At 68.7% G+C, this 23734-nt stretch carries 18 protein-coding genes; 15 read left to right on the top strand and 3 right to left on the bottom strand.

The genetic code is table 11. The features are described from left to right. The gene (locus ACFTWF_RS13300; protein WP_378461670.1) at positions 1-807 is read right to left on the bottom strand and encodes a family 1 encapsulin nanocompartment shell protein; all 807 of its coding nucleotides are present in this window, start codon (positions 805-807) and stop codon (positions 1-3) included. Further along, positions 804-1853 (bottom strand): Dyp-type peroxidase, encoded by a 1050-nt coding sequence (locus ACFTWF_RS13295; protein WP_378461669.1) that lies wholly within the window; start codon positions 1851-1853, stop codon positions 804-806. Before ACFTWF_RS13295 ends, ACFTWF_RS13300 begins: the two co-directional genes overlap by 4 nt. Positions 1854-2210: 357 nt before the next feature. Here ACFTWF_RS13295 and ACFTWF_RS13290 point away from each other — a divergent pair, with 357 nt between their 5' ends. The 15 genes from ACFTWF_RS13290 (at position 2211) to ACFTWF_RS13220 (ending at position 20228) form a co-directional block, all read left to right on the top strand. Continuing rightward, entirely contained in the window at positions 2211-3563 is a 1353-nt protein-coding gene (locus tag ACFTWF_RS13290; protein WP_378461668.1) for an MFS transporter, read from the top strand. Then, positions 3560-4588 (top strand): Gfo/Idh/MocA family protein, encoded by a 1029-nt coding sequence (locus tag ACFTWF_RS13285; RefSeq protein ID WP_378461667.1) that lies wholly within the window; start codon positions 3560-3562, stop codon positions 4586-4588. Before ACFTWF_RS13290 ends, ACFTWF_RS13285 begins: the two co-directional genes overlap by 4 nt. Then, positions 4585-5637, top strand: a complete 1053-nt coding sequence (locus ACFTWF_RS13280; protein WP_378461809.1) for an alcohol dehydrogenase catalytic domain-containing protein — start codon at positions 4585-4587, stop codon at positions 5635-5637. The genes ACFTWF_RS13285 and ACFTWF_RS13280 overlap by 4 nt, the downstream gene beginning before the upstream one ends. Before the next feature lie 102 nt (positions 5638-5739). Then, positions 5740-6753, top strand: coding sequence for a LacI family DNA-binding transcriptional regulator (locus tag ACFTWF_RS13275; RefSeq protein ID WP_378461666.1), 1014 nt, complete (start codon positions 5740-5742; stop codon positions 6751-6753). 237 nt (positions 6754-6990) lie between these two features. Then, positions 6991-8553: a CoA-transferase gene (locus ACFTWF_RS13270; protein WP_378461665.1), complete on the top strand. Its 1563-nt coding sequence runs from the start codon at positions 6991-6993 to the stop codon at positions 8551-8553. Positions 8554-8563: 10 nt separating this feature from the next. Then, positions 8564-9748, top strand: coding sequence for an acyl-CoA dehydrogenase family protein (locus tag ACFTWF_RS13265; protein ID WP_378461664.1), 1185 nt, complete (start codon positions 8564-8566; stop codon positions 9746-9748). Further along, the gene (locus tag ACFTWF_RS13260; protein WP_378461663.1) at positions 9745-10854 is read left to right on the top strand and encodes a sugar ABC transporter substrate-binding protein; all 1110 of its coding nucleotides are present in this window, start codon (positions 9745-9747) and stop codon (positions 10852-10854) included. Before ACFTWF_RS13265 ends, ACFTWF_RS13260 begins: the two co-directional genes overlap by 4 nt. Before the next feature lie 34 nt (positions 10855-10888). Continuing rightward, positions 10889-11920: an ABC transporter permease gene (locus ACFTWF_RS13255; RefSeq protein ID WP_378461662.1), complete on the top strand. Its 1032-nt coding sequence runs from the start codon at positions 10889-10891 to the stop codon at positions 11918-11920. Beyond that, on the top strand, positions 11917-13434 hold the full coding sequence (locus ACFTWF_RS13250) for a sugar ABC transporter ATP-binding protein (protein ID WP_378461661.1): 1518 nt from the start codon (positions 11917-11919) through the stop codon (positions 13432-13434). Before ACFTWF_RS13255 ends, ACFTWF_RS13250 begins: the two co-directional genes overlap by 4 nt. Next, positions 13431-14441 (top strand): ABC transporter permease, encoded by a 1011-nt coding sequence (locus tag ACFTWF_RS13245; RefSeq protein WP_378461660.1) that lies wholly within the window; start codon positions 13431-13433, stop codon positions 14439-14441. The genes ACFTWF_RS13250 and ACFTWF_RS13245 overlap by 4 nt, the downstream gene beginning before the upstream one ends. A 34-nt stretch (positions 14442-14475) precedes the next feature. Then, on the top strand, positions 14476-15594 hold the full coding sequence (locus tag ACFTWF_RS13240; protein ID WP_378461659.1) for a Zn-dependent alcohol dehydrogenase: 1119 nt from the start codon (positions 14476-14478) through the stop codon (positions 15592-15594). 15 nt (positions 15595-15609) lie between these two features. After that, complete coding sequence (locus tag ACFTWF_RS13235) at positions 15610-17121, top strand: aldehyde dehydrogenase family protein (protein WP_378461658.1); 1512 nt, start codon at positions 15610-15612, stop codon at positions 17119-17121. Next, positions 17118-18719, top strand: a complete 1602-nt coding sequence (locus ACFTWF_RS13230) for a GMC family oxidoreductase (RefSeq protein WP_378461657.1) — start codon at positions 17118-17120, stop codon at positions 18717-18719. Before ACFTWF_RS13235 ends, ACFTWF_RS13230 begins: the two co-directional genes overlap by 4 nt. A 4-nt stretch (positions 18720-18723) precedes the next feature. Then, positions 18724-19215 carry a hypothetical protein gene (locus ACFTWF_RS13225; RefSeq protein ID WP_378461656.1) on the top strand — a complete coding sequence of 164 codons (492 nt, stop codon included), beginning with the start codon at positions 18724-18726 and terminating at the stop codon, positions 19213-19215. A gap of 2 nt (positions 19216-19217) precedes the next feature. Further along, the gene (locus ACFTWF_RS13220; protein ID WP_378461655.1) at positions 19218-20228 is read left to right on the top strand and encodes an aldo/keto reductase; all 1011 of its coding nucleotides are present in this window, start codon (positions 19218-19220) and stop codon (positions 20226-20228) included. A gap of 7 nt (positions 20229-20235) precedes the next feature. On the opposite strand, the gene ACFTWF_RS13215 is transcribed toward ACFTWF_RS13220, so the two are convergent. Further along, positions 20236-23724, bottom strand: coding sequence for a protein kinase (locus tag ACFTWF_RS13215; RefSeq protein ID WP_378461654.1), 3489 nt, complete (start codon positions 23722-23724; stop codon positions 20236-20238). Positions 23725-23734: the final 10 nt, after the last annotated feature.

Genomic DNA, 23734 nt, shown 5'->3' with positions numbered 1-23734 from the left:
TCAGCGTGCGAGGACCACCGCGGCCTCCGCGGTGAGCGAGGCGAACGTGAACGTCTCTTCGAGGTAGAGCGTGACGTCGGTGGCCGTGTGGCTGTCGTAGCCGATCGACAGGTCCGTGCCGAGGGTCAACTGGTTGTCGCCGCCGCGGGTGGACAGCACATACCCGCCACTGATCGCGGGCGCCCAGATGATGTCGCCGGTGACCAGGTCGCGCAGGTGGTGGAACACGGGATGTCCCTCGTCGCGGGTTTCGCTGACCGCGGTGTACGCGTCGGCGTCGAGTACCACCGAATACGGCCCCTCGACACCGGCGAGGCGCAGCGCCGACAGCGCGGACGCGACGGCGTCGGGGATGAGCAGCGGATCCTGCGGCAGGGTGAGTACCGGGTTGTCGCTGGACGGTCCGAGCCCGCGGATGCCCGCCTGGTCGAATCCCTGGAAGATCGACTGGTCCTCGGCGAAGGCGACGGCCTTCGCGGCGTCCTTGACGGGCTGCCAATCGGAATCGAGGGAACCGCGGGCGACGTCGTCGACCTCGGCGCGGCTGAGGGTGAACGGGAATCGGAGTTCGACGAGCGGGTCGACCTGCCGCTGCTGCGCCCGGATCCGGCTGTCCGACGTCTTGATCGGCGTGACCCGCCCGAGGTTGTGGGCCGAATAGGAGTATCCGAACGGTCCCGCGACGTCGACGACACGCCGACCCGCGACGTGCCGCTTGAACGTGCGGGCGGCCTCTTCACCGATCTGCTGCCAGGCGGCTTCCGTGACCGGCGCCAGATTGCGGTGCAGATTGCTCGAATCACTCATTGCGATACTCCTTTGAGGCCACCGATTTTCAGGGACAGTTCGTACGGATCGGCCGCAGCGGGCTCGACCGGTTCTTCGGATGGCGGCTCCGCGGCCGACGGAGCGCCGAGCGACCCGAGAACCTCGCGGCTCGGCACGAAGAACAGCGTGCCGGTGACCGCCGTGGAGAAGTCGAGGATGCGGTCGTAGTTGCCGGGCGGCTCACCGAGGAACATTCGTCGCAACATCAGTTCGGTGACGGCGGGATCCTTGGCGTACCCGATGAAGTAGGTGCCGTACTCGGCCTCGCCGAGACTGCCGAATGCCATGTTGTCCCGGAGGATCTCGTGCTCGACGCCGTCGTCGTCGACGATGCTGTTGAGGGTGACGTGCGAATTGCTGGGCTGGACGTCGTCGTCGAGTTCGACGTTCTCGAGCTTGGTGCGCCCGATGATCCGCTCCTGCTCCTCGGTGCTCAGCGTGTTCCACTCACCCATCTCGTGCAGATACTTCTGCACGATCACGTAACTGCCGCCCCGGAAGTCGGGATCCTCGTCACCGATCAGGGCGGCGTCCGCGGCGTCGTCCTCGGTGGGATTCTCGGTGCCGTCGACGAATCCGAGGAGGTCACGGGAGTCGAAGTAGCGGAATCCGTGCACCTCGTCGACGACGGTGGCGGCCGACCCCAGCGCCGAGACGATCTGGCGGCCCAGTTCGAAGCACAGGTCCTTACGGGCGGCCTTGATGTGGAACAGGACGTCGCCCGGAGTCGACGGCGCACTGTGCGCCGGCCCGGACAGCGGAACGAACGGATGTAGGTGCGCAGGCCTCGACGACGCGCTCACGCGGTCCCAGAACTGCGCACCGACACCGACCACGCAGGAGAGGGAGCCCGTGAGTTCGCGGAATCCGACCGCCTTGAGCAGTCCGTCGATGCCGGAGATCACGTCGCACACCGTTGCGCGGTCGTCCGCGGAGTCCCCGGCGACGAGCACCAGGAACAGGGAGGCAGGGCTGGGCGGAGTAAGGACTGCTTGGGGTGCCAACCTCGCAACTGGGCCTGGCATCGATGCCTCCGTTCACTCCGACGTACGACGCTGCACTGTCCGGAACCTCAGGTCCCATCTAACCGTTTCGGACCGTCAGGTTCCATTCGATCCGCCCGCCGCGCCTGAAACTGTCGGTGGGGGCTGGAACGCCGGCCGTCGGCGGACATGGGGCCTGCCTGACCGCGGGACGGGGCCGCCCGCTGCGGGTGATGAAAGCGATATCTGTCCGGAATTTGCCGGGATAGTTCGATGATGCACCTGTGGAGTGTGAAAACTGGAACCCGATCGGATAGGTGAGAAAGCGTTTACAAATCCGGTGACGTGGGTCATAGTAGTCGGGTTCCGGCAGTTTCCCTTCACAGTCAGGAGTTCTCGATGGGCATGACCGAACTCGGTACGGAGCGGTCGACCGCGGTGCCGCACGGGACGGCGGGGCAGCAACGCCGCCGGGTGATCAAGGCCAGTGCGGCGGGAACCGTGATCGAGTGGTACGACTTCACGCTCTACGGTCTCGCGGCTGCCCTCGTCTTCGGGCCCCTCTACTTTCCCGGGGCCGGATCCCTCGCCGGCACGATGGCCGCGTTCGGGACATTCGCCGTCGGGCTCGGCGCGCGCCCGATCGGGGGACTGGTCTTCGCGCACTTCGGTGATCGGCTCGGCCGCAAGCCGATGCTCCTCATGACCCTGCTCGTCATGGGCGCGTCGACGACGCTGATCGGCGCACTGCCCACCGCGGACTCGATCGGTGTCTGGGCGCCGATTCTCCTGATCGTCCTTCGCCTGTTCCAGGGTGCGGGCGCCGGCGCCGAGTTCGCCGGGGCCATCACGATGGTCACCGAATCGACCGACAGTTCCCGGCGAGCCCTCTCCAGCGCGTATCCGGGGGCCGCGATCTATGTCGGAACCGGCGGCGCCACCATGATCTTCGCGTTGCTCACGCTGATGCCGGACGACCTCTTCCTCTCCTGGGGCTGGCGAATTCCGTTCCTCGCCAGCGCGGTCATCGTCCTCGTCGCCGGCTATCTGCGCCTGAAGGTGAACGAGACAGCGGTCTTCGAGGAGGCCGCGCAACACGGCGAGGTGGATCGTGCGCCGCTGGTCGATGCCGTCCGCAACCACTGGCGGCAGATCCTCTGCGGGCTCGCCCTGTTCAGCTTCGTGATTCCGTGGGCGTACGTCATGCAGGTGTTCGCGCTCTCGTTCGTGACCAAGACCCTCGGCGTCGATTCCACCCAGGCCCTGATCGGATTGATCGTCGCCGAGTTCTTCGCCATCCCCGTCATCCTCGGGTTCGGCCGACTCGCCGACAAGATCGGTCGCAAGCCGGTCCTGTTGTCCGGCGCGATCTTCGGCATCGTCTTCCCGTTCCCGATGTTCATGATGCTCGACACCCGGTCGCCGTGGATGGTCGGCCTGGCGCTGATCCTCGGCATCTGCCTGGTCCAGGGCACGACGTCCGGTCCGGGCGGCGCGCTGCTGTCCGAACTGTTCCCCACCAAGATCCGGTGGAGCGGCATCGCGATCTCCCGGGAGATCCCGGCCGCAGTGGTGGGCGGCACGATCCCACTGGTCGCCACAGCTCTCGTCGCCGTCGCGGGCGGAACGCCCTGGCTCGTCGCCAGCTACCTCATGGGCTTGAGCGTGGTGGGGCTGATCGGGATTGCCCTGCTTCCCGAGACGCTCGGTCGGAGCGTGGCTTCGGGCATGCCCGCCGAGGCGGCATCGTGACCCGTCGCGTCGTGGTGGTCGGCGCCGGGCTCGCGAGCGCCGCGCATCTCACGGCTCTGCGGGCTGTCGGCGCCGAGGTGGTCGGGGTGGTGACGCGTGACGAGACGCGGGCGGCGGCCGCACACCGGCTGGCCCCGGAGGCGCGGATACTTCCGAACCTCGATGCGGCAGCGGCACTGGATGCCGACACCGCGGTGGTGGTCACGCCACCGTCGAGTCACCTGGCCGTCGCGTCGGTACTGGCCGAGCGCGGCCTCGACCTGGTGATCGACAAACCGCTCGCCGCGTCGGTGCAGGATGCGCGGGCGATCGTGGACGCCGCGGAGCGGTCCGGTGTGCAGGTCGCGGTCACGCTGCAGCACCGCTACAAGGAGGCGGCGCGCCACGCCCGGCATCTGCTCGCGGACGGCGCGATCGGCACCCTCCGCTCGGCGACCGTCACCGTCCCGTTGTGGCGGCCGGACTCCTACTACGCCGAGGCCGGGCGCGGCACCTGGGACCGCGACGGCGGTGGCGTGCTGATCACCCAGGCCATCCACACCCTCGACCTGTACCTGTCGCTGACCGGCCCGGCGCACAGTGTGGTGGCCTCGGCGTCCACCAGCCGGGGCCGGCTGGAGGCCGAGGACACGATCCACCTGCTGATCGACCAGGGCTCGCACACGGCGTCGGTGACGGCGAGCACGGCCGCATGGCCGGGCGGCGCCGAGACGATCCACCTCTACGGCGACGCTGGACAGCTGCGGCTGGTGGGTGATTCGCTCGTCCGGATCGCCGAGGGTGTCCAGCCGCTGGTCGACGGATCCGTCGACGCGTCCGGACCCGACCCGCTGTCCATGACGGCGTGGTTCCGGTCGCTGTACGAGGACGTCTTCACCAGTTGGGCGGAAGGAGTGGCGCCGCTGTCCGACGCCCGGTCCGGCTTGCGCGTGCAGTCGGTGATCGACGCCGCCTACCGGTCTGCCGCAGCCGGCACGATTCCGGCAATCGTCTCCGAGGAAAGGGAAAGCGCATGTCAGTCTTGAGTATTCGGGTCGACGGTCCGAACGACTATCGTCTCGACCGCGGTAGCGTCGCGGAACCCGGCGAGGGGGAGGTGCTCGTCGCACTCGACTCCGCGGGGATCTGCGGCGGCGACCTGTCGCATCTGCGTGGCCGGAACGCCGTCGCGGCATACCCCACCGTGCTGGGGCACGAATGCGCGGGACGCGTGTCTCAGGTGGGACCGGGCACGAGCCTCACGATCGGCCAGCCGGTGATGGTCTACCCGACCTCCGGCTGCGGCCGCTGCCGGGCCTGCCGCGACGGCAGGATCAACAACTGCCCGAGCATCCGGGTGTTCGGATTGTCCGACCCACGAGGGTGTTTCAGTGAGGAGTTCGTCGTTCCCGAGACGCAGTGCGTGCCCGTCAGCGATTCGGTGCTGGACCGCTTCGGGGCCCTCGTCGAACCACTCGCCGTCGGGGTTCACGTGGTCCGGCGCGGCGGCGTCTCGGAGGGCGACACCGCGCTGGTCGTCGGGACCGGTGCAATCGGTCTCGCGACCGCGTTGGTGGCCGGGAGCCGAGGCGTCCGGGTGTTCGGTGTCGATCGCTACACCGAACGGGAGCGGCCCGCCCGGGCGTGCGGGATGAGCGATTTCACGACGGACTCGGGGGCCGCGCTCGAGGGCTGGCTCCGCGACCGGACGGACTCGGTCGACCTGGTCTACGACACCGTGTGCACCGAGGAATCCGCTCGGCTGGCACTGCGGGTCCTCGCTCCGGGCGGCCGGTACGTGGCGATCGCGTCCGCGAAGCCCGGGCACGAACTGACCCTCGACTACGGTGCGCTCTACGCCCGCGAACTGTCCGTCGTGGCCTGCCGGAACTATGTGCGGCAGGACTTCGTCGACGCGGCGGAACTGCTCGAGTCGGGGAAGGTGGACGCGTCGCCGCTGCATACCGCGACGTTCCCACTGGACGAGTTCGGCCGCGCCGTCGAGGAGCTCGAGTCGAACGGTAGCCGGCACGTCAAGGTGCTGCTGACGTCGCGGAAATTGCTGGGAACGCGGGCGTTGTTGCGCGGGGAGTGAGTGTCCGCGTGATCGCGGGCCGCCTTCGCGCTACGCTGTAAGCGTTTCCACCCTGTCGTGGGGCGGACGGTGGCAATGGCGACGAGAGATGCAGAGGCAGCGATGGCTGATCAGACCCGAGTGCCCGCGAGCCGTCGCGTCACGATCAACACCGTCGCCAAGGCGGCCGGGGTCTCGATCGCCACCGTCTCCCGTGTCATGAGCGGCAGCTCGTCGGTGACCCCGGACCTCGCGGCCCGGGTCCACAAGGTCGCCGAGGAGCTGTCCTACCGGCCCAGCAGCGCCGCCCGCGGTCTCGTGCTCGGGTCGCTGAGAAACATGGGCGTGATCGTGCCCGACCTGGCCAACGCGTACTTCTTCGACGTCGTCAAGCAGATGCACCACGGGGCCACCGCCGACGGGTACCGCATGCTGATCGCCGACTACTCCGGTGACGCGGCCGACGAACTCGCCACCGCACTCGACCTGCTAGGCCAGGTCGACGGTCTCGTGCTGCTCTCGTCGAGGATTCCGACGAGCGGCCTGAAGGAGCTCGCCAGGCAGTCGACTCCCGTCCTGCTCGTCAACCGGGTGGAACTGGAAGTCGATCTGCCCATGGTCGCGGTCGACAACTTCACTCCGATGATGGAGCTGTGCGGGCACCTGGCGAAGCTCGGTCATCGCCGGATCGTCTACGTGAAGGGCTCGGATCTGGCGTGGCAGAACCGCGAGCGGTGGCGAGCCATCGAGATGGCGAAGGTGCTCGGGATCGAGGCGACCGCGGTGCCGTCGGACGGAACCATCGAGGGCGGCTACGACGTGGTGGAGGAAGTGCTCACGCACGAGCCGACCGCCCTCGTCTGCTTCAACGACCTCAGTGCGCTGGGCGTCATCTCCAAATTGCGTGAGCGCGGACTCCGCGTCCCCGAGGACATCTCGGTCACCGGTTTCGACGACATCGACATGGCGCGGCACCTGGCGCCGCGTCTCACCACGGTGGTGAGCCCGAAGATCGACCTGGGCGACCAGGCGTGGTCGCTGATGCGCGCGGCGCTGAACAACGAGACCACCACGTCTCCGCCGCTGATTCCCGCCGACGTCGTCATCCGCGAGTCGACGGGGCCCGCCTCGCGCTGAGCCGGCGTTTTCCGCCGGTCTCCAACAAATCGGTCATTTCTGTCACCCCGACGCAGCACTCTGCGTCGGGGTGACAGTCGTCGGCGAATCATGTCCTTCCGGTGACCGGATCCACTCGGGAAACTTTCTGTAATCGCTTTCTTGATGTTGTTCAGCTCACAATATAGTGTGTAAATAACCGAGGTAAATGGCGTTCATGCGCCGAATGCCCACATGTAAGCACTTACAGGAGCGGATATGACACAGCCGGGAACGGGTGCCGCGGCGAGGCGCTGGACACCGACCACCGCGACACGAGCCGTCGGCGACATCGCGCCGGGATCGACGATCGCCCTCACCGGTTCGGGTGGCGGCATCCTCGAACCGGATACCGTCCTGAAGGCGCTGGAGGAGTGCTTTCTCGCGACCGGAACGCCGCGCGACCTCACGATCGTGCACGCCCTCGGCATCGGCGACCGGGTGAGCCGCGGCACCAACCACCTCGCGCACAAGGGCATGATCAAGCGGGTCATCGGCGGGCACTGGACGTGGTCGCCGACCATGATCGACCTCGTCCGCAACGACGAGATCGAGGCCTACGCCTGGCCCGGCGGAGCGATCAGTCAGCTGCTGCGGGAGATCGGCGCGCGCAGGCCGGGACTCGTCACGGCGACCGGTCTCGACACGTTCGTCGACCCGCGGCACGGTGGGGGCAAGTTCACGCCGTCCGCCACCGAGGACCTCGTCGAACTCCTCGTACTCGACGGTCGCGAGTACCTGCGCTACAAGCCGTTTCACGTCGACGTGGCGATCGTCCGCGGCGATTCCATCGACCCGTCCGGAAACGTCACGTGTGCGGGTGAGGCGGCCCAACTCGACGCACTCGCCGTGGCGCAGGCGGCGAAGGCGAGCGGCGGCCGGGTCGTCGTCCAGGTGAAGAACCTGCTCGATCGGCCGATCGACCCGCGGCTCGTGCACATCCCGGCGGTCCTGGTCGACGACGTCGTCCACGCGCCGGCCCAATGGCAGACGTACGCGGGCGAATTCGACCCGGAACTGTCCGGCGATGCGGCGAACTCCGGGTTCGGCGCCACGAACCACGACCCGATTCGCATGCTGATCGCCCGGCGGGCCGCCGCGGAGGTTCGGAACGGCGACGTCCTGAACGTCGGCTTCGGGGTGTCCGCGCTGGTGGTGGACGCGCTCGCCGAACAGGATCGGCTGGACGACATCACTCTTGCCATCGAGCAGGGGCTGATCGACGGTATTCCCGTCTCGGGCGATCTATTCGGGGCCGCGCGAGGACCGAAGGTCGTGCATTCGTCGACCACCCAGTTCGATCTGTTCTCGGGCGGAATGCTCGACGTCAGCTGCCTGGGCATGGCCGAGGTCGACGCCACCGGGGCCGTCAACGTCAGCAAGATCGGCGGCGGCATCGTCGGGCCGGGCGGGTTCATCGACATTTCCCAGAACTCGCCGCGCGCCGTGTTCTGCGGAACGTTCACCGCCCGCGGCCTGGACGTCGAGATCGTCGGGGGAGAACTGGTGATCCGGCGCGAAGGCGCGGTGCCGAAGTTCGTCGACCGCGTCGATCAGGTCACCTACTCCGGCGCTCTCGCCGTCCGTGAGGGGCGCGAAGCGGTGTACGTCACCGAACGTGCCGTCTTCGTCCTCACCGGGGACGGACTCGAGTTGACCGAGATCGCACCCGGCATCGACATCGACCGGGACATTCTGCCGCACATGGGCTTCCGTCCGATCATCAAGAACCCACGACTGATGGACGCGGGGTCGTTCGCCCCCGTCGCCGTACATATCTGAGGAGAACTACATGTCAACCGGACACAGCGTCATTCCCTCGTCGGTGCTCGGCGCCGACGAACGCAGGCTCGTCGCCGAGTTCGTCGACGAACGGATCCGGCCGGTCGCCACCGAGCTGGACGAAACCGAGCGATTCCCCGATGAGATCTACCGCGAGATGGGCAAGATCGGGCTGTTCGGCATCACCGTGCCCGAGAAGCTCGGCGGATTCGGCGGCACCGCCCTCGACTACCTGTTCGTCATGGAGTCGCTGTCCTACGGCTACGCGTCGGTGGCCGACCAGTGCGGCCTCGTCGAGATCCTCGGCAGCCTGCTCGGCAACTACGGCACCCCCGAGCAGCAGGAGCAGTACCTCCGTCCGATGCTCGCCGCCGAGAAGCGCTGCGCCTACGCGCTCACCGAACCGGGATCCGGATCCGACCTCGGGTCGATCACCACACGAGCGGTGCGCAGCGGTGACGGCTGGGTGCTCAGCGGCGAGAAGATCTACATCCACAACGCCCCCGTCGCGGACTTCGCGGTCGTCCTCGCCGTCACCGACCCCGAACTGGGCAAGCGCGGTGGCATCTCCATCTTCCTGGTGGACGTCGACCAGCCCGGTGTCAGCCGTGCCTACCACGAACACAAGATGGGGCAGCGCGCTTCCCAGGTCGGCGGCCTGGTGTTCGACTCCGTCCCACTGTCGGCCGACGCCCTCCTCGGCGAGGAGGGCCAGGCGTTCGGGTACATGATGAAGGTGCTGGCCAAGGGCCGTCTCGGCATCTCGGGTCTGAGCCTCGGCATCAGCCGCGCCGCCCTGGACGCCGCCACCCAGCAGTCCCTCGACCGCAGCCAGTTCGGCAAGCCGATCTCCGCCAACCAGGGCATCTCCTTCGCCCTCGCCACCGTCGCCACGGAACTGCGGGCCGGCACCGCGCTGTCGGTGGAGGCGGCGCGGGCGCTCGACACCGGTGCGGCCGACGCGGAGACGCTCTGCTCGATGGCCAAGCTGTACGCGTCCGAGGGATGCGTGCGCCACGCCGACACCGCCGTGCAGGTGTTCGGCGGCAACGGCTTCATCCGCGGATACGAGGTCGAGCGCCTCTACCGCGACGCCCGCATCACGAAGATCTACGAAGGCACCAGCGAAATGCAGCGGCTCATCATCAGCCGGGCGGTGCTGAAGGGTGCCGCGGGCAGGTCGGACGAACGATGACACCGACGCAACGATCGATCAGGGCGGCAGCCCGGGCCGTCGGCGTCGCCGCGGCAGTCTCGGTGATGGCGAGCTCCGCCGTCGCCTGCTCGACGGGATCGGAACACACCGAGCGGACCGGCGCAGCCGTCGACCGGGACGACATGGTGATGGTCTCCGAGGTCCGGTCGCTGACCAACCCGTACGAGGCGGCGTGGGTGCAGGGCAGCCGCGCCTACGCCGAATCGCTGGGGATCGAACTGAAGGTGATCGTCTACGGCGGCGACTCGCAGAATGCGCTGTCGCAGTTGCAGTCGGTGCTCGCCGCGGGCAAGACCGTCCTGCTCAACATCAACCCCAACACGAGCGCCGACACGCCGGCGATCGTGCGTGCCGTGCAGAACAGCGGCGGGTGCGCGGTCACTCAGTGGAGCAAGCCCGGCGACCTGCACCCCTGGGACGTCGGAAACGGATGGGCGTCCTACGTCGCCTACGACGGCGTCCAGCAGGGGGCCGACACGGGGAAGGCGCTCGTCGATTCGCTCGGCGGCACCGGCGGCGTGATCGCGCTGCAGGGTTTGCTCGCCAACGAGATCAGCAAGACCCGGTTCCAGGGCTTCCAGCAGGCGATGGACGGACAGTCCGGCGTCACCCTCCTCGACGACCAGCCCGCCGATTTCGACCGCAACAAGGCGTACACCACCACGCAGACCCTGCTCAACAAGTACGGCGATCAGGTGAACGGTATTTGGGCCGCAACAGATTCCATGGCACTCGGCGCTCTGCAGGCGGTGCGTGAGGCCGGCCGGGCGGGGGAGATCAAGATCGCCAGCGCCGCGGACGCCACCCCGGAAGGGCTGGGCGCCATCGCGGACGGGGAGCTGCTCTCCACGTACTCGACCGACCCCTATTTCAACGGCGCGATGGGACTTGCCATCTGCTACCAGGCCATGACCGGCGCAATCGACGTCGAGTCGCTGCCCCGCGAGGACCGCGAGTTCTACGTCGACCAGTCGCTGATCACCGCGGCCAACGTCGATCGGTTCCGCACCGTGCCGAGCGACGAGGAGATCGTGCGGTCCGTGCAGGATCCCTTCTCCCGCATCACCGGGCCCGTCGCCCGATAACCCCGACTACCACCGAACTTCCGAAGGAGTGACCATGTCGACGACAGAAGTGACCGGGGAGGTGACGACCCCCGCCGAACCTCGCCCGCCCGCGCGCACCACGCGACCCCGCGTGCGCCGGCTGCTGTCGACCGCCGGCCCACTCGCCGCCCTGCTGGGGTTGTGCACCGTGTTCGCGGCGCTGGCCCCCGGTTTCGCGACGGCGAGCAACGCGATGGCGATCGTGGAGCAGGCCGCGATTCCCGTGGTCCTCGCGATGGGCGCCACGCTGGTGGTTCTGGTGGGCGGCGTGGACCTGTCGATCGAGGGCGTGATGGCGGCCAGTGGGCTGACGTTCGTCCTGCTCGCCGCGAACAGTGTCAACGGCAACGACCTGGGACTCCTCGCGGTCCTGCTGGCGCTGGGGGTCGGTCTGCTCTTCGGAGTGGTCAACGGCGTGCTCCACGTCGTCGCCCGGGTGCCGTCCTTCCTCGTCACGCTGGGTACCTGGTTCGTCGGACTCGGTGTCGCCACCGTGCTCTTCGGCACCTCCACCCCCCAGCTCGCCGACCCGTCGCTCGCGGCGTGGGCGGGCGGTCACTGGCTCGGGCTTCCTGTCGTCGTCGTGTTCGCACTCGCCGCCGTGGCCGTGACGGTGCTGCTGTGCAAGGGAACCCGGCTCGGCATGCACACCTACGCGATCGGCGGCGACGAGGCGACCAGCCGCCTGGCGGGCGTCCCGGTCGGGCGTACCAAGATCATCCTGTTCGCCGTCGCCGGACTGCTGTCCGGGCTCGGCGGCGTGCTGGCCACCATCCGGCTCGGAGTCGGCGACGTGAGCGTCGGATCGGGCAGCCTCTTCCTCACGCTGTCCGCGGTGGTCGTCGGCGGCACCCTGCTGAGCGGCGGTCGCGGCGGTCCGCTGCACTCCCTGGTGGGTGTGCTGCTCCTCGTGGTCCTCGGCAACGGACTTCTCCTGTCGGGCGCCAGCCCGTACATCCAGCAGGGCGCGCAGGGGCTCATCATCGTGGTCGCGGTGATCGCCACCGGGTGGCCCGCCCGCAGTCGATTGAGGGTCGTGAAATGACATCTCTCCTGGAACTTCGCAACGTCACCAAGAAATTCGGACCCAACACCGTCCTCGACGACGTGAGCCTGACCATCGCCCCGAACGAGGTCGTGGGGCTGATCGGCGAGAACGGCGCCGGAAAGTCCACCCTGCTCAAGATCCTCGCGGGAGTGCACCGCCAGGACGGCGGCCGGATGATGCTGGGCGGGCGCGACGTGAGCTTCGCAAACCCGGCCGACGCCGCCGACCACGGGATCGGGGTGGTGCATCAGGAGCAGTCGCTGCTCCCGAACCTCACCGTCGGCCAGAACCTGATCCTCGGACACGAGGGCGACACCGCCCGTGCCGGGTTCCTCCGCCGGCGCCGGATCCGGGCCCGCGCCCGGGAGATGCTGTCGGTGGTGGAGTCGACGCTCGATCCGGGCGCGCTCACCGAGACACTCGGGTTCGCCCAGCGCCAGATGGTGGAGGTGGCGCGGGCCGTCAGCGGCAGGCAGGTGGAGCACCCGCCGCTGCTGATCCTGGACGAGCCGACGTCGGTGCTCGAACCCGAGGACGTCGAGGTCCTCCACCGCCGGGTCACCGCCCTCAAGGAGCGCGGCTCCGTCGTCTTCGTCTCCCACCGTCTCGACGAGGTTCTCCGCTTCTCCGACCGCGTATACGTGTTGCGCGACGGCAAGGTGGTCGGTGAGCGGATCGCCTCGGCAGCAACCGAATCCGAGCTGTACCAGCTGATGATCGGGAAGGGTGCGGCCGAGGAGATCTACTCGTCGGAGCGCAAGCAGCCGGTCTCCCGGGCGGGCACGCCGACCCTGTCGGTCCGCAACCTCACGTGCGGCGGCAAGGCGAAGGACGTGTCGCTGGACGTCCACCCCGGCGAGATCGTGTCGGTGGTGGGCGTGGTCGACTCCGGACGCGAGGAGGTGGCCCGCGCCGTCTTCGGCGCCGTCCCCGTCGACTCCGGAACCGTCCAGATCGACGGACGGCGTTCGGCCCCCGGATCACCCGCGGATGCCGTGCGGTCCGGTGTCGCCTACGTTCCCGCCGAGCGCCGCGTCGAGGGCATGATCGCCGGAGCCACCGTCGCGCAGAACATCGCGGCCGTGCATCCGGTGAAGGCCGGTGGCGGCCGGATCTCCTCGGGCGCCCGAATAGCGGAGACGGCGGGCACCTGGATCGAGACGCTCGGAATCCGGCCCGCCGACCCCGACGCCGACATCGCGCGACTGTCGGGCGGCAACCAGCAGAAGGCCGTGGTGGCCAAGTGGATCCTCGGCGACGGCCTGAAGGTGCTGGTTCTCGACCACCCCACCCGCGGCCTCGACATCGGCGCGAAGGAAGACCTCTACGCCCTGTTCCGCGACCTCTCCGACCGGGGCGTGGCCATTCTGGTGCTCGCCGACACCCTCGACGAGGCGATCGGCCTCGGCCACCGCGTGATCGTGATGCGGGACGGCGAGATCACCGGCGCCTTCGACTCACCACCCGGAAACCCGCCCAGCAAACTCCAACTCCTCGAGAAGATGATGTGATCGCCGTGGCAACAATAACTTCGACCCCCACGCGCGCGCCGGAGCGGCAGGCCCGCACGGTATCGCGGTCCACCCGCGACCGGCTCCGCCTGGCAGGCCCGTCGGTGGTGCTGGTCGCACTCGTCCTCCTCGTCGCTCTCGCCGAACCGAACTTCCTGTCGATGAACGCCCTCGCGGTGGTCTCGGCGCAGGCGGTCCCGATTCTGTTGCTCGGGCTCGGTCAGATGTTCGTCATCCTCACCGGCGGCATCGACCTGTCGGTGGCAGCGCTCGCGTCGCTCGCCACGGTGATCCTGGCGACGGCGATCGGCTCCCTCGGTCCGCTCGCCGTCGTCGTCACCCTCGTGGCGCTCACCCTGATCGGCGCGCTGACCGGTCTGCTTATCGTCTTCGGGCAGGTCCCGTCGTTCGTGGTCTCGCTGGGGGCGCTGGGATTCTGGGGCGCGGTCGCGCTCGTCGCGTCGGGGTCGACGACCATCTACATCAGCGAGGGGTACGACGCGATCTTCTGGCTCAGTTCGTGGACCGTCCTAGGGCTCCCGATGGCGGTGTGGGCGGGCGTGGCGGCGGTGACCGCGGTGTTCTGCGCGATGCGGTTCTCGCCGCGGGGCAACGTCTTTCACCTCGTCGGGCTGGGGGAGACGGCGGCGATGATGAGCGGGGTCCGGACCCGGATCGTCCGGATCGGCGCGTTCGCCCTGTCCGGGTTCTTCGCGGGCGCCGCGGGTATCGTCCTGTCGGCCCAGCAGCAGAGCGCCGCACCGCAACTCGCGGATTCCCTGCTCCTGCCCGCCATCGCGGCCGTGCTGGTCGGCGGTTGCGCCATCACCGGTGGAATCGGCGGAGCGTGGCGCGTGCTCGTCGGCGCCCTCGTGGTCACCGTCCTGCGGGTCGGCGGCTCGGTGGCCGGCATCGACCCCAGCTTCCAGCAGATCGTGTACGGCGCGGTCGTCATCGTCGCGGTCGCCGTGACCCTCGACCGCAGCCGGCTCTCGATCATCAAGTAAGACTTTGTGTGAGTGCGAGATTCGAAGGAGAACGATGAGTACAACGGCACGCGGTGCGGTGATTTCCGAAGTGGGCGGCAAGTGGGAGGTCGACGATCTCGTCCTCGCGGAGCCCGGCCCCGGAGAAGTGCGGATCAAGGTGATGGCGTCCGGACTCTGTCACTCCGACGATCACCTCGTCACCGGCGACATCCCCAACACGCTGCCGCTGGTCGGCGGGCACGAGGGTGCCGGTGTGATCGACGAGGTGGGGCCCGGTGTCACCCGGCTCGCCGTCGGCGACCACGTCGCCACCGCCTACCTCCCGGCCTGCGGAACTTGCGCCTGGTGCGCGCAGGGGATGCAATATATCTGCGACACGGGGGCCGGTATGGAGGCTGGTTTCATGCTCGACGGAACGGCGCGGTTCGCCACGCAGTCGGGGCGGCCCATCGGCGCCATGCAACGCCTCGGCACGTTCGCGAACTACCTCGTCACGTCGCAGGCCCAGGCCGTCAGGATCGACGACGACATCCCCTTCGACGTGGCCTGCCTCGTCTCGTGCGGTGTCGCCACCGGGTGGGGCTCCGCCGTGAACGGCGCGGGCGTCCGCCCCCGGGACACGACGATGGTCGTCGGGGTCGGCGGTGTCGGGATCAACGCCGTGCAGGGTGCCCACCACGCGGGCGCCGCACACGTCGTCGCCGTCGACCCGGTCGCGTTCAAACGCGAACGCGCCCTGGAACTCGGCGCCACCCACGCGTACGCCTCGATCGACGAGGCCATGCCGTTCGTCCGCTCGGTCACCAACGGTCAGGGTGCCGACAGCGCCGTCGTCACCGTCGGGGTGGTGGACGGCCGGCTGATCGCCGACGCGTTCGGCGCCGTCCGCAAGGAGGGCACCGTCGCCGTCGTGTCGATCGGCCAGAACGAACCCGGAATCCCGATCAGCCCGCTCGAACTGGTGGTGTACGCCAAGCATCTGCGCGGCGTGCTGTTCGGCAACTGCAATCCCACCCGCGACATCCCGGCGCTGCTGGACTACTACAAGTCGGGGCGACTGAAGCTGGACGAACTGATCACCCGGCGCTACAGCCTGGACCAGGTGAACGACGCATACGTGGACATGCACGCGGGGCTCAACCTGCGTGGTGTCCTGATCCACGAACACTGACGAGGAACTGCACACATGTCGACAGTCGAAGCAACACAGGTCCGTAGCTACGGACATTTCATCGGTGGGCGCAGCTTGCCCCCGTCCGAGACCATCGTCGAGCGGGTCAGCCCGGCCGACGGCCGCGTGGTTGCCACGTTCACCGCGGGCACCCGCGCCGACGCCCTCGAGGCCGTGACGGTCGCGCGCGCGGCCTTCGACGCGGGCGAGTGGCCGCGCTGGACCGCGATGGACCGCGGGCGGACACTTCTCCGGTGCGCGGAGCTGATGCGCGAGCACCGGGAACGACTTGCCCGGATCGACGCCGAGGAGTGCGGCAAACCGATCACCCTGGCCCGCGGTGACGTCGCGGCGAGCATCGAGCTGTTCGAGTACGCGGCGGCGCTGGCGATGACGATGCACGGAGAGGCGCACACCGCGCTCGGCGAGAACTGCACCGCCATGGTGATCCGGGAGCCCGCCGGCGTGGTCGGCATGATCATCCCGTGGAATTTCCCGCTGCTCCTGCTTGCGCAGAAGCTGCCGTTCGCGCTCGGCGCGGGCTGCACGGCGGTGGTGAAGCCGTCCGAGTTCACGTCCGGCACCGCCGTCGAACTGGCCCGGCTGCTCACCGAGGCCGGGGTCCCCGACGGCGTGGTGAACGTGGTGACGGGGGCGGGTACCGAGGTCGGTGCTCCGCTCGCGGAGAGCAGCCTGGTCGATATCTTGTCGTTCACCGGGAGCACCGCCACCGGCAAGCGGATCGTCGAGGCCTCGGCGGGCAGCGTCAAGCGGCTGTCGATGGAACTGGGCGGCAAGGCCGCGAGCGTCGTGTTCGACGACGCAGACCTGGACGATGCACTCGACGGCGTCCTGTTCGGCGTGTTCTTCAACCAGGGTGAATGCTGCGTGTCGGGGGCCCGGCTCCTGATCCAGGATTCGATCGCGGACGCCTTCCTCGCCCGCCTCGTCGAGGCCGCGGGCCGTATCACGGTGGGCGGACCGCTCGACGACGCGAGCGAACTGGGCCCGATGATCGACGCCGGTCACCTCGAGAAGGTGCTCGGGCACATCGACGCGGCACGCCGGGACGGCGCGACCGTTCTGACCGGCGGCGCCCGTCTCGACGGCGACGCATGGGGGAGTGGGTATTTCGTCGCACCCACGATCCTGGACGGCGTGACCGAGACGTCCGCCGCCTTCCAGGAGGAGATCTTCGGTCCCGTGCTCACCGTCACCCGCTTCACCGACGTCGACGACGCCATCCGGCTCGCCAACGCCACGGAATACGGACTCGCCGGGTCGATCTGGACCAAGAACATCGACAAGGCGCTGCGGGTGGCGAAGGAGATGCGCAGTGGCCGCGTGTGGGTGAACACGACCATCGACGGCGCACCGCAACTTCCTGCGGGCGGCATGAAGCAGAGCGGGTTCGGCCGCGAGATGGGGCAGGCCGGGTTCGACGAATTCACCGACGTCAAGACCATTCAGATCCGCACCGGACCGCGCACACGCGTGTTCCCGAACTGGACCGGAGGCAACCGATGAGTGCCACCTACGACTACGTCATCGCCGGCGGCGGCACCGCCGGCTGTGTGCTGGCCGGACGGCTGACCGAGGATCCGACGGTGCGGGTCCTCCTGCTCGAGGCCGGCGGCAGCGACCGGCATCCGTTCATCCACGTGCCCGCGGGCTTCGCGAAACTCACCGCCAGCAAGTACGACTGGGGATTCTCGAGCGTTCCGCAGAAGCACTGCAACGACCGGGTCATTCCGCTCGCCCAGGGCAAGGTCATCGGCGGCGGCGGCTCCATCAACGCCCAGGTGTTCACCCGCGGAGCGCACGAGGACTACGACGAGTGGGCGCTGAAATACGGCTGCGCGGGATGGTCGTTCGACGAGATCCAGAAGTACTTCCTCCGGTCCGAGGACAACGAACGGCTGTCGGCGCCGTACCACGGGACCGACGGTCCGCTCGGGGTCTCCGATCCCGTCAACCCCCATCCACTGTCGAAGTCGTTCGTCCAGGCGGGTCAGGAATTCGGGCTGCCGTTCAACGGCGACTTCAACGGCGCGCACCAGTACGGTGTGGGCCTCTATCAGACCACCACGAAGAACGCCCGCCGGTGCAGCGCCTCGGTCGCGTACCTCGCGCCCGCCAGGAAACGACCCAACCTGACGGTGCGGCAGAACGTCACCGTGTCGCGGGTGCTCCTCGACGGCGGCCGCGCCACCGGGATCGAGGTGCTCACCCCGCACGGCGCGGAGACGTTCCGCGCGTCGCGTGAGGTGCTGGTCGCGGCGGGTGCGTTCGGATCACCCAAGATCCTGCAGCTGTCGGGGATCGGTCATCCCGACGACCTCCGGGGCGCGAATGTCGAGGTGGCCCATGCCCTTCCCGGTGTCGGCCGGAATCTACACGACCACTGCGATCTCGACGTCATCTACGAACTCCGCGAATACCAGAGCCTCGACCGCCTGAACCTGATCCGACCGGCCACGGCGAAGGCCGGACTGCAGTATGCGGCCTTCCGTCGGGGCCCGCTGGCGTCGACCGTCGTCGAGGCCGGTGGGTTCAGCTTCGGCCACGCGAAGGAGTCGATACCGGATCTGCAGTTCCACTTCCTGCCCGCCGCCGGTGTGGAGGCCGGTGTCGCGGCGGTCCGTCCCGGTTACGGCTGCACCCTCAACTCGTACGCGCTGCGGCCGGAGAGCCGCGGCTCGGTGAAGATCAGGTCGAACGATCCCACCGCCCCGCCGCTGATCGACCCGAACTTCCTCGCCACCGACTTCGACCTCGAGTCGAGCATCGAGGGGCTGCGGCAGAGCCGGGAGATCATGGCGCAGTCGTCGATGGCCCGGCACGTCAAGGCGGAGCACCTGGCAGGCGGCCTGTCGGTGAACACCAAGGACGACTACGTGAAGTTCGTTCGGGCGTACGGCCGTACCTCGTACCACCCGGTCGGCACGTGCGCGATGGGCGTCGGCGACGACGCCGTGGTCTCACCGGAACTGAAGGTGAGGGGAATCGAGGGTCTGCGGGTGGTCGACTCGTCCGTCATGCCGCGGATCGTCAGTTCCAACACGCAGGCACCCACGGTGATGATCGCCGAGAAGGCGATCGATCTGATCCGTGGGGAAGGATGACCGGATGACCAACTTTTCCGGACTGACCGAAGACATCGCGCGCGAGGCCGTCGAACTCGCCCTGCCGTCGATCGAGAACCTTTCCCACGGAGGGCCGGGGCACCTCGTCGTGCTCCGGCCGGGCGTCGCCCCGTCTCCCGATGCGGAGTTGCCCGTCGTCTTCCGCCGAAGCTGGGGTGAGAAGAAGGACTGGGCCGGGCCGTACGACGCGATCGCCGAGTCGAAGGCGCGGATCAGCTGGACCACCGGTCTGCCGTCGCACACCGTTCAGCAGCTGCATCCCTACCTCTACCAGCAGGGCTGGACCAAATGGGGTGGCAGCGCGGTCGGCGAGGGCGGGCTGGTCGTGGCGTACAGCGGCGACAAGTGGTACCACGACCAGTTCTATTCGGAACTCATCGTCGCGGCGATCAAGGTGGTGTGCCTTCGCGAGATGGATACCGTGATGCGCGATCCGGGCACCCTGTTCCTCGGCAACGGAGGCGAGAACTCGTGAAGGTGACCGACACTCGGACGTTCGGGCGTGCCGGATTCGACGTGACCCTGCTCGGCTACGGCGGTGCGCCGATCGGCAACATCTTCCGGCCGGTCCCCGAGGCGGAGGCCCAGGCGCAGATCGCCGAGGCCTGGGACATGGGGGTGCGTTCGTTCGACACCGCGCCCATGTACGGGCACGGACTGTCCGAGCACCGGCTTGGCCATGCACTGCTGACCCGGGACCGCGGCGACTACGTGTTGTCCACGAAGGTGGGGCGCACGTTGACACCCGCGCCCCGGGGGGCGTTCGACACCGGGATCTGGGTCGACACCCCGCCGTTCCGGGCCGACTTCGACTACTCGTACGACGCGGTCCTGCGGCAGGTGGACGACAGCCTGCAGCGTATGTGCCAGGACAGATTCGACATCCTCTACGTGCACGACGTCGACCGGTACACGCACGGCGACGCCCAGCCCGCCCGGTTCGCGGAAGCGCTCGCGGGTGCGTTTCCCGCGCTGATCCGGTTGCGGGAGGAGGGCATGGTCCGGGCGATCGGTGTCGGGGTCAACGAGGCCGACGTCTGCGTGGACGTCCTCCAACGCGTCGATCTCGACTGCGTCCTCCTCGCGGGGAGATACACACTGCTCGAGCAGGATCCGGTGACGGACCTGCTGCCGCTCGCGGTGGAGCGTGACGTCGCGATCGTCCTCGGCGGCGTGTTCAACTCGGGCATCCTGGCCACCGGCGCGGTGCCCGGCGCCAAGTTCAACTACCGGGCCGCGTCCGAAGACGTGCTGAACCGGGTGCGCGACATCGAGAAGTTCTGCGACCGTCATCGGGTTCCGTTGGCGGCCGCGTCGATTCAGTTCGCGGCCGCACATCCCGCGGTGCGGGAACTTCTGCTGGGCGCCCGGAACCGCGAGCAGTTGCGGCAGAACGCGGCCTGGCTCGAACACCCGGTCCCGGCAGAATTCTGGGAGGATCTGCGCGCCGCGGGGCTGATCCTGGAGGATGCGCCCACACCGTCCTGACCGCGGATCACATCGTGTACGGGGCGATCGAGTTCTGCAGTTCGTCGAGAAAACCGGAGGGCACGGTCGCCCAGTCGGGTTGCCAGGATCCGGCCTGCTGATCGGCCCGCAGATCCGTGATCAGGGCGACGACGAGCGGCCCGCCGTCGGGAAGCACCCGCAGGAGACCGCGCGCCGCGCAGATCGAGGCGATGGCGGCGAGGGCGCCCTTCGCCTCGTCTTCGCGGCCCGCGGCGGCGAGGCACGCCACCCGGAGGCGCTCGGCCAGGAGGTGGGCGCGGTTGCGGCCGGTGCCGGCCAGCCGGTCCGTCCACTCCTGCGCCCAGGTGCGCGCGAGTTCGATTTTCGCTTGTGATCCGGTGGCGAGCAGGTGCCGTATCGCGGTGGCCTCCTCCACCTGCGCGACGATCTCGCCGATCCCCGACACGGGGCGTCGCCGGTCCTCGAAGCGAACCGGTTCGGGGACGCGCAGGGTGGGGTGCGCGGTGATGCCGAGCCGGCGACGTTCGTTCTCGGCGCGGGCGCGCAGCCGGGCGAGGGAGTAGGTTTCGGCCACTTCCAGCCCCGCGTGCAGGCGTGCCGTCGCCTCCTCGCGGTCGCCACGCAGCGCCTTGACGTGGGCTCCGGTGACGTAGCGGGCGATCTTGAAATCGACCCCGCCGGTCTCGACGGCGAGGGTGTATCCGTCGTCGAGGAGACGTTCGGCCTCATCGACGTCTCCGCGTTCGTAGAGCACCTCGCCGAGCAGTGACCCGGCGAGCCGGGCGGACGGCGCCCGCGGACCGCCCAGTTTCCGTCCGGCTCGGCGGGCCCGCCGGAACCGGTCGACGGCGTCGTCGATGTCGAGTTGCTCGTACGATGCGACACCCAGATAGCTCTGGCCGTGAACGACGTTGTGCGGTCCCTTGTTCCGCTCGTAGAACGGCCGCGCGACCTCGTGGATCCGGCGCACCTCCGCGAAGTCGAAGCGGTACACCGCGGCGAACGTCGTGACGTTGAACGCGGCGCACACCACCCACGGGTGCAGTGACTCAGGCTGTGCGAGGACGTCGGCGACGAGGTCGTCGATGCGCTCGATCCGGTCGGCCCGTAGTTCGATCACGGCGCGGACGGCGCCGACCTCGGCGCGCAGGGCGGCGGCGTCTCCGGTGTCGAAGTGCTCGAGCGCCCACTCGGCACGTTCGAGCGCCCGTTCGGCTGTCGGCATCCGGTGCGCCATCGCATGCGCCCACGCGGTGGTGACCTGCAGCCGGGCGCTCGCGGCGACGAGGTGCGGTGGGAGAGTGTCCATCACCGACGTCAATGTCGCCGACTGCGACAGCTCGAGCAGGAGCAACCCGTCGGCCTCGACGAGTTGGACGGCGCGCTGTTCCTCGCCGCCGGCGAGCGCGTGCTCGACGGCCTCGCGGAGCAGGCTGTGGTCGCAGAACCAGCGGGACGCGGCACGGTGCAGTGCCTGAACCCGGTCCGGCCGGTCGCGTTCGAGCCTGCGGCGCAGGAACTCCGCGAAGAGCGCGTGGTAGCGGAACCACGTTCGCTCGTCGTCGATGTGGCGGAGGAACAGGTCCCGGTCCTCGGCCGCCTCGAGCATCGCCTGCCCGCGCGCGGTGTCTGCGAGGACGCAGGCGAGACTGCCGCAGGTGCGTTCGGTGATCGAGGTGGCCAGGAGGAAATCGAGCATTTCCGGTTCGAGGGTGTCGAGGACGTTCTCGGCGAGAAATTCGCCGATCGCGTGGTGGCGTCCGGACAGTCCGGCGATCAGTTCCGACGGATCCGATCGCCCGCGCAGCGAGAGCGACGCCAGTTGCAGTGCCGCCACCCACCCGTCGGTCGAGTCGCGGAGTTCGGTGACGTCCTCGTTCTCGAGCGGCAGGCCGCCGAGGTCGACGAGGAACGACCGCGCCTCCGAGTCGTCGAAACGCAGTTCCGAGTAGTCGATTTCGACGAGTTCGTCCTTGACGCGCATGCGGCTCATCGGCAACCCGGCCCGGGTGCGGCTCGTCACCACGACCTGCAGGTGGTGGCACCCGTTGTCGAGGAGAAATTCCAGGGCGCCGATCGTCGCGGGTTCGGACACGCGCTGCCAGTCGTCGATGATCAGCGCGATCCGCTCGCCGCTCTCGTGGATCTGGTTGACGAGCGAAGTGAGGACGTACCGTTCGGCCTCGTCGTCGTGCTCTTCGAGGACCTGGCCGAGTTCCTTGGCCAGGTTGGGACGCACGCGGCGGATCGCCTCGATGAGGTGCGCGACGAACCACACCACGTTGTCGTCGTCGCTGTCGACGGTGAGCCACGCGACCGCGACACCCTCGTCGGCGAGGACGTTCCGCCACTGGGCGGCCAGGGTGCTCTTGCCGAATCCGGTGGGCCCGTGGATCACGGTCAGCAGGCGTCGGCGGCCGGCGCGCAACAGGTCGATCAGCCGATTCCGCTCGACGAGTTGCCGGGTCGCGGCGGGGGGCCGGAACCGGGTGGCCGGCGCGGGTGGCGGTGTCGACGTGTAGCGGGGGCGTCCCGTGGTGGCCGTCCGGAACGGACCGGAGACGGTCGAGACCGTGCCGGGCGAGGGTTCGTCGATGTGGTGGACGCCGGCGTCGACGGGCATCGCCATCTCGTCGACGGCCAGTCCGTGGTGGCGTTCGACCTCCCGCAACTCGTCGCCGAACGCGGCCGCGGACGCGGGGCGGTCTTCCGGCTTCCCGGCCATGGCCCGCTGGATCACGGCGCTGAGGTCCTCGGGGAAACCCTCGCCCCGCAGGTCCGGGACGGGTTGGGTGGTGATGCGCAGGAATTGCGCGATCACCTCCTCGCCGTCGTGCCGTTCGAAAGCGGCGTGCCCGGTGATCGCGCTGAACAGGGTCGCGCCGAGGCTGTACACGTCGGAGGCGGCGGTCGGTGTCCGTCCCGACAGCACCTCGGGGGCGGTGAACGCGGGGGAGCCGGTGACAGTGCCTGCCGTCGTCTCGAACGCCCCCGACATCCGGGCGATGCCGAAATCGGTGAGCTGAGGTTCGCCGTATTCCGTCAGCAGGATGTTTCCCGGTTTGACGTCCCGGTGCAGGATGCCCACCCGGTGCGAGGTCTCGAGCGCACCGGCGAGTTTGACCCCGATGCGCAGCGCGTCGCTCCACGGGACGGGCCCGCGCCGGCGGATCTGTGTGTCCAGCGAATCGTGGGGATGGTACTGCATCACGATGTACGGCCGACCGGAATCGGTGGTCCCGACCTGCATGATGTTGACGATGTGCGGGTGGCCGCTCAGCCTGCCCATGGCGCGTTGTTCCCGCAGGAACCGTTCGAGGTTCTCGGCGTCGAGGGCCGCGGTGAGGACCTTGACCGCGACGGTCCGGTCGAGTTCGGGTTGTGCGCACCGGTAGACCACCCCGAACCCACCGTGCCCGATCTCCCTGGCGTCCTCCAGACCGACTGCGGACAGCTCGGCCGTGACGGTCGACAGCGAGTGACGCTGGGTGGCGAGCGGATCAAAATCGGTCATGCCACCACCT

The organism is Rhodococcus sp. NPDC056960, from assembly GCF_042674125.1.
Lineage (GTDB): Bacteria > Actinomycetota > Actinomycetes > Mycobacteriales > Mycobacteriaceae > Rhodococcus_F.
This window is presented reverse-complemented; position numbering and strand designations above follow the sequence as displayed.

Bases quoted from the DNA above. Each gene is read 5' to 3' on its own strand.
- ACFTWF_RS13300 (WP_378461670.1), bottom strand. From the start codon at position 807: ATGAGTGATTCGAGCAATCTGCACCGCAATCTGGCGCCGGTCACGGAA.
- ACFTWF_RS13290 (WP_378461668.1), top strand. From the start codon at position 2,211: ATGGGCATGACCGAACTCGGTACGGAGCGGTCGACCGCGGTGCCGCAC.
- ACFTWF_RS13260 (WP_378461663.1), top strand. From the start codon at position 9,745: ATGACACCGACGCAACGATCGATCAGGGCGGCAGCCCGGGCCGTCGGC.
- ACFTWF_RS13230 (WP_378461657.1), top strand. From the start codon at position 17,118: ATGAGTGCCACCTACGACTACGTCATCGCCGGCGGCGGCACCGCCGGC.
- ACFTWF_RS13215 (WP_378461654.1), bottom strand. From the start codon at position 23,724: ATGACCGATTTTGATCCGCTCGCCACCCAGCGTCACTCGCTGTCGACC.
- ACFTWF_RS13240 (WP_378461659.1), top strand. From the start codon at position 14,476: ATGAGTACAACGGCACGCGGTGCGGTGATTTCCGAAGTGGGCGGCAAG.
- ACFTWF_RS13275 (WP_378461666.1), top strand. From the start codon at position 5,740: ATGGCTGATCAGACCCGAGTGCCCGCGAGCCGTCGCGTCACGATCAAC.
- ACFTWF_RS13295 (WP_378461669.1), bottom strand. From the start codon at position 1,853: ATGCCAGGCCCAGTTGCGAGGTTGGCACCCCAAGCAGTCCTTACTCCG.
- ACFTWF_RS13225 (WP_378461656.1), top strand. From the start codon at position 18,724: ATGACCAACTTTTCCGGACTGACCGAAGACATCGCGCGCGAGGCCGTC.
- ACFTWF_RS13235 (WP_378461658.1), top strand. From the start codon at position 15,610: ATGTCGACAGTCGAAGCAACACAGGTCCGTAGCTACGGACATTTCATC.
- ACFTWF_RS13250 (WP_378461661.1), top strand. From the start codon at position 11,917: ATGACATCTCTCCTGGAACTTCGCAACGTCACCAAGAAATTCGGACCC.
- ACFTWF_RS13270 (WP_378461665.1), top strand. From the start codon at position 6,991: ATGACACAGCCGGGAACGGGTGCCGCGGCGAGGCGCTGGACACCGACC.
- ACFTWF_RS13265 (WP_378461664.1), top strand. From the start codon at position 8,564: ATGTCAACCGGACACAGCGTCATTCCCTCGTCGGTGCTCGGCGCCGAC.
- ACFTWF_RS13255 (WP_378461662.1), top strand. From the start codon at position 10,889: ATGTCGACGACAGAAGTGACCGGGGAGGTGACGACCCCCGCCGAACCT.